At 54.9% G+C, this 235-nt stretch carries 1 protein-coding gene; it reads left to right on the top strand.

The genetic code is table 11. The features are described from left to right. Positions 1–235: ATP-binding cassette domain-containing protein (locus tag SB725_RS33960; protein ID WP_410923795.1), on the top strand; the 235-nt coding region annotated here is incomplete at both ends.

Raw genomic sequence — 235 nt, 5'->3', positions numbered from 1 at the left:
CGGCAAAACCTTGAGTTACATGCCCGTTTGTTTCACATCCCGGAAGCGGAAATTCCCGCAAGAGTGGCTGAAATGAGCGAGCGTTTTAAGCTCAACGACGTTGAAGATATTCTGCCGGAGTCATTGCCGCTCGGCATTCGCCAGCGGCTTTCGCTGGCGGTGGCGGTGATTCATCGCCCGGAGATGTTAATCCTCGATGAGCCTACTTCTGGTGTCGATCCGGTGGCGAGGGATA

The sequence above is a fragment of the Pseudomonas sp. SIMBA_041 genome (genome assembly GCF_046535095.1).
In the GTDB taxonomy this organism is placed as follows: Bacteria; Pseudomonadota; Gammaproteobacteria; order Pseudomonadales; family Pseudomonadaceae; genus Aquipseudomonas; species Aquipseudomonas mucoides.
Note: the sequence above shows the minus strand (reverse complement) of the source record. Positions and strands in the feature narration are given on the sequence as shown.